The 5,127-nt window shown below is 57.6% G+C and carries 1 protein-coding gene; it reads right to left on the reverse strand.

The annotated features are described in order from the left end of the window. The coding region (locus tag ACQ5BJ_RS26225; protein ID WP_430113429.1) for an amino acid adenylation domain-containing protein at positions 1 to 5,125 on the reverse strand (5,125 nt) is incomplete at its 3' end. Between the last annotated feature and the right edge of the window lie 2 nt (positions 5,126 to 5,127).

Genomic DNA, 5,127 nt, shown 5'->3' on the forward strand with positions numbered 1-5,127 from the left:
CGCCCTGCTCCTGCAAGTAGCGCTGCAGCTCCGGACCGACAATCAGCGCCTCTCCGGCCGTAATCAGATGCTGCACGCACGTTGGCCAACTCGCTTCGTAGGCCGGATCGTTCCAAACGAATTTGACAAACGACGACGGCAGCAGCAAGGTTGGAATGCCTCGTTCCTCTACATAACGGAATAACGCAGTCGGATTTTGACGCATGTCCTCCTCGACGACATGCAGGGTTCCGCCCGCCAGCAAGGTAGAAAAGATTTCTTGATAGCTCACATCAAAGCTGTACGACGCATACTGCAGCACCTGCTTGTCAAATGGAATGGACGTACACTCGTATTGGTGCATGATCAAGTTCACGAGGTTGCCATGCTCCAACATGACGCCTTTCGGCTTCCCGGTCGTACCTGACGTATAGATAACGTAGAGCAATCGGCTGCTTTCGTTATCCGGCTCGTAGGAGCTATCCGGGCTATTAGAGTTATTAGAGCTATCACGGCTCCACGCACTTTGCTCGCTTGCCGCAAGAAGCTCTTCGATGATGAACGTCTTACCGCCGTATCCAAGACCTTCTCTCGTTGAAGCGGAAGGGGCATCCGACAGCAGGCATGCCACTTTCGAATCGTCCAGCATGTACGCTATGCGTTCCGCCGGATAGGAAGGGTCGACCGGAAGGAAAGCCGCGCCTGCTTTCAAAATGCCCAGCAAACCAATCATCATGTGGGCGGAACGTCCCGCCATCAGCCCGACAATACGGCCGCTGCCAATCTGTTTCAGGCGCAAGGCAGCAGCCAGGCGATCCGACAACCGATCCAGTTCTTCGTACGTAAGCCTTGTATCGGCACATACGACCGCAACAGCTTCCGGTGTTGCCTTCGCCTGCTTGCGGAACAACTGATGCACCGAGGCATCCGGCATTTTCTGTACAGGTCCGTCCATCCAGCCTTGGAGCGTCATTCGGTCCTGTTCGTTTAGCAAGCTCGCTTTGCCAAGGGTGACATCCGGGTCAGCGGCCGTATGCTGCAGCAGCGTGATGAAATGATTTTTCCACCGTGAGATCGTATCGGCTTTGAAGAGCGCTGTCGCGTACTCCATGCTACCGTGCAGTTCCTCTCCCGCCTCGTGGATAAATAACGACAAGTCGAATTTCGATGTCGGGTTTTCCAACTCGTAGGGTACGATGTCGACATCGGCCATCTGCAGTTCAGACCGGTTCATATTTTGCAACACAAACATCGCATCGAAAATCGGATTGCGGCTCACATCCCGATGCCGTACGACGTGCTCCACCAGTTCTTCAAACGGGTACTCCGCATGCTCAAACGCCGTTAAAGCCAGTTGTTTCATTTCTTCCAAATAGCTTCGGAATGTTTTGTCAGCAGAAGGCATCGAGCGAATGGCTAAGGTGTTGACGAACATGCCGAGCATGCCGGACAGGTCGGCATGCGGCCGGCCAGCAATCGGCGTTCCCACAATAATTTCGTCCTGACCTGCCAGTTTGCCCAAGAACATACTGTAAGCGGCGAGCAGCACCATGAATAACGTGGTCCCCGTGTCTTGCGCCAGCTGCCTGATGCTGGCAGTCAATTCCGCATCGATCGTGAAATCCAGTCGGCTGCCCGCAAAGCTTTGGATCGACGGACGGGCGAAATCGGATGGCAGCTGTAGAACCGGAAGCTCGCCGCCAAGCTGCTGCAGCCAGTACTCTTTTTGTTGAACATACGTATTCGAATGACGGTTTGCCGCCAGCCAGACGGCATAATCCTTATAATGAAGCGATACGGGCTCGAGACGATCGCCGGCATACAGCCGTGTCACCTCTTCAATCAAAATGCCCATGGAAGTTCCGTCGGAAATAATATGATGCATGTCAAACAGGAGCAGATGCTGCGTATCGGTCAGCTTGGTCAACTGAACGCGCAACAGCGGTGCCTGGCTCAGATCGAAAGGACGAATAAACTCCCTAATGAGGTCTTCCGCTCTCCTGTCCCCCGCTTCCCGATAAAGCAAATCGAACGCAACCTCAGCGCTAATTCGTTGAACAGGCTCGCCGTCCACCACATCAAACCCGGTTCGCAGCACCTCGTGGCGAGCGATAAGTTCCCGGCAAGCCTGTTCCAATCGGGCAAAGTCCACACGTCCATTGAATAACAAGGCTGCAGGCATGCTATAGCTTAGTTCTGCACCTTCAAACTGCTGCAAAATGTACATCCGTTTCTGCGCCGAGGACACCGGGTAGTCATTCCTTGCTTCGGCCTGCGGAATGACGGCATATTCCAGCCGCTCCAGCTTAGAGATCGCCTGCGCCATCTCTTCGACTGTCGGATAAAAGAACACATTTCTTAGGGGCAGGCTCACGCTCATTTCCTTGTTTACTCTGCTTATAAGCGTCATTGCTCGGAGCGAATGACCCCCGATGTCAAAGAAGTTATCATGAATGCCGACACGTTCTAGCCCCAGCACCTCTTGCCATAGCTGCGCCAGCTTCGCTTCCGTCGTCGTGCGCGGCGCTGCATACTCCGTTCCCGTACTCAGCGCCCCTTCCGGCGCTGGCAGTGCCTTGCGGTTCAGCTTCCCGTTTGGCGTGAGCGGCATCTTCTCCAAGCGAATGAAGTGCGAGGGGATCATATAAGACGGAAGGCCCGCCGACAACTTACTCCGCATCGCCTGCGCCGTGAGCTCACCGCTGCCCGTTACATAGGCGCACAGTTCCTGCGTTTCCCCGGCAGCAACGGTCACGACCGCTTCCTTGACGCCTTCAACTCGCAGCAGATGCGCTTCGATCTCGCCCGGTTCGATCCGGTACCCGCGGATCTTCACCTGATGATCGATCCGGCCCAAATGCTCCAATCGGCCATCCGGCAGCCAGCGGGCCAAATCGCCCGTCCGGTACATCCGCGTACCTGGTTCGAATGGGTTGCTCACAAACTTCTCCCTGGTTAGCTCTTCGCGCGCCCAGTATCCGCGGGCGACCCCGGCGCCTCCGAGGCACAGTTCGCCTACGGCTCCGATCGGCTGCAGCTGCAGCGCTGCGTTCATCACGTACGCCTGCGTGTTCGCCAGCGGACGACCGATGCTGACTTTTTCTCCTTCGCTATCTTCTAGATGTTCAAACGTAGACCACACCGTCGTTTCCGTCGGGCCGTACATATTGTACAGCGACGCATTCGTTTGCTCCCGAAGCTGCTTCAGCAGCGCCGCGGGCAGCGGCTCGCCGCCGATCAACAGGGCTGGTATACGGCGCAGCTGCGCCGCGCTGTGCTCCTGCTCCAGCATCATTGACAGTCTCGAAGGCGTCGTCTGCATTAGCTGTACCGGATGCTCCGCCAGCAAATCGCCCAGCAGCGCAGGGTCCTGAAGCTCCGCTTCGCTCGCGAGAACGATCTGCATCCCGCAGCTTAGCGGTACCCAGCTCTCGGTCACGAAAATGTCGAAGGACACCGTGGTGACCGAGAGGATCGACGCAGATGGCGCAAACGGCAGCGAGCGCACCATCCCCGCGATAAAGTTCACGACGTTCCGGTGCTCCACCACCACGCCTTTCGGCTTGCCGGTGGTGCCCGACGTGTAGATCACATACGCGCTGTTCATCGGCGTTGTCGGTACATTCGACTGTACATCCGTTGATCCCGTGGATACCGGCGAATAGGCTTCCAATTCTTCCGCGGAGGCGAACCTCACCATGGCGGAACAATTTTCCTGCCCTTCGGCTTCCGTGGCGGCTAAGCGTTCCTTCTTCTCTTCGAAAACCGCAGCAGCTATTTCCGTAACAGCGGAACGTTCCTCATCCAAGCACAGGACATGCCGCAGCGGTGTTTCTTTCCAGTCCGCCACCGTTTCCGTCTGCGCCCCTTCGCTCAGCAGGATACGGATACCGGCATCCTGAATCATTCCCTCGATGCGCGCTGCCGGCAGCGCCGGATCTAGCGGCACATAGGCAGCGCCGGCTTTCAGCACGCCCAGCAGACCGGCAATTAGTTGCGGAGAACGGCTGAGCAGCACGCCGACGCGTTCTTCGCTTCTCACCCCGTGCGCATGCAGCCAGCCGGCGATGCGGTTGGCTCGCGCTTCCAGCTCGCCGTACGTCCATACTGCCTCTCCGCTTACGATCGCCGGTTGCTCCGGCATCCGCGCAGCCTGCTGTTCGAATAGCGCATGCACCGTTGCTTCCGCCGGCAGCTCAACCGCCGTATCGTTGAATGTCACCAGCAACTCTTCCCGCTCGTCGGCCGTCAGCACCTCGATGCTTCCCAGCATCGCCTGCGGATGACGAACCGCTTGGCGCAGCAGCTCGGTGAAGTGACCCGCCCAGCGCTCGATCGTCGTCCGTTCGAACAGTTTTGACGCATATTCCAATGTGCATCGCATCCCCTGCTCGTGCTCGCTGACCGACAGCGTCAAGTCGAATTTCGCTGCTCCGCTCTCTATCGGATACGGCGTCCATTGCAGGCCCGCCAGCTCCAATTCGGCCTGCTCGGTGTTTTGCAGCACCAGCATGGCATCGAACAAAGGATTGCGGCTCATATCCCGCTGCTTCACCACCTGCTCCACCAGTTCCTCGAACGGGTAGTCTCCATGCTCCAGTGCGCCTAGCGCCGTCTGCTTCACTTCCTGCAAGTAAGCGGAGAACGGCTTTTCTCCGGACGGGGTCATCCGCAGCGCCAGCGTGTTGACAAACATCCCCAGCATCCCTTGCAGGTCCGCATGGGAACGTCCGGCGATCGATGTTCCAACGATCAGTTCTTCTTGACCGCTTAACCGCCCCAGCAGGGCGCTGTACGCGGCCAGCAGCACCATGTACACGGTCGCGCCGTTTTCCCGGGCCAGCTCTCTGACCGCTTCGGCCAGCACGCTGTCCAGCTCGAAGTCCACCCGATCCCCCTCGAAGCTGCGCACCGCCGGTCGCGGAGCATCCGTCGGCAGGCTCAGCACCGGCAGCTCGCCTGCAAACTGGCTCAGCCAGTAGCTTTCCATCTTCCGGTAGGCTGCACTTTGCCGGTAACCTTGCTGCCAGAGCGCATAATCTTTGTACTGCAGCCGCAGCGGTTCCAATTCTTCTCCCGCATACAGCTTCGTCAATTCCTGCACCAAAATGTTCATGGAGGTACCGTCGGAAATGATATGGTGCATAT

The sequence above is a fragment of the Paenibacillus sp. B1-35 genome (assembly GCF_050474385.1).
GTDB classification, from domain to species: Bacteria; Bacillota; Bacilli; order Paenibacillales; family Paenibacillaceae; genus Paenibacillus_B; species Paenibacillus_B alvei.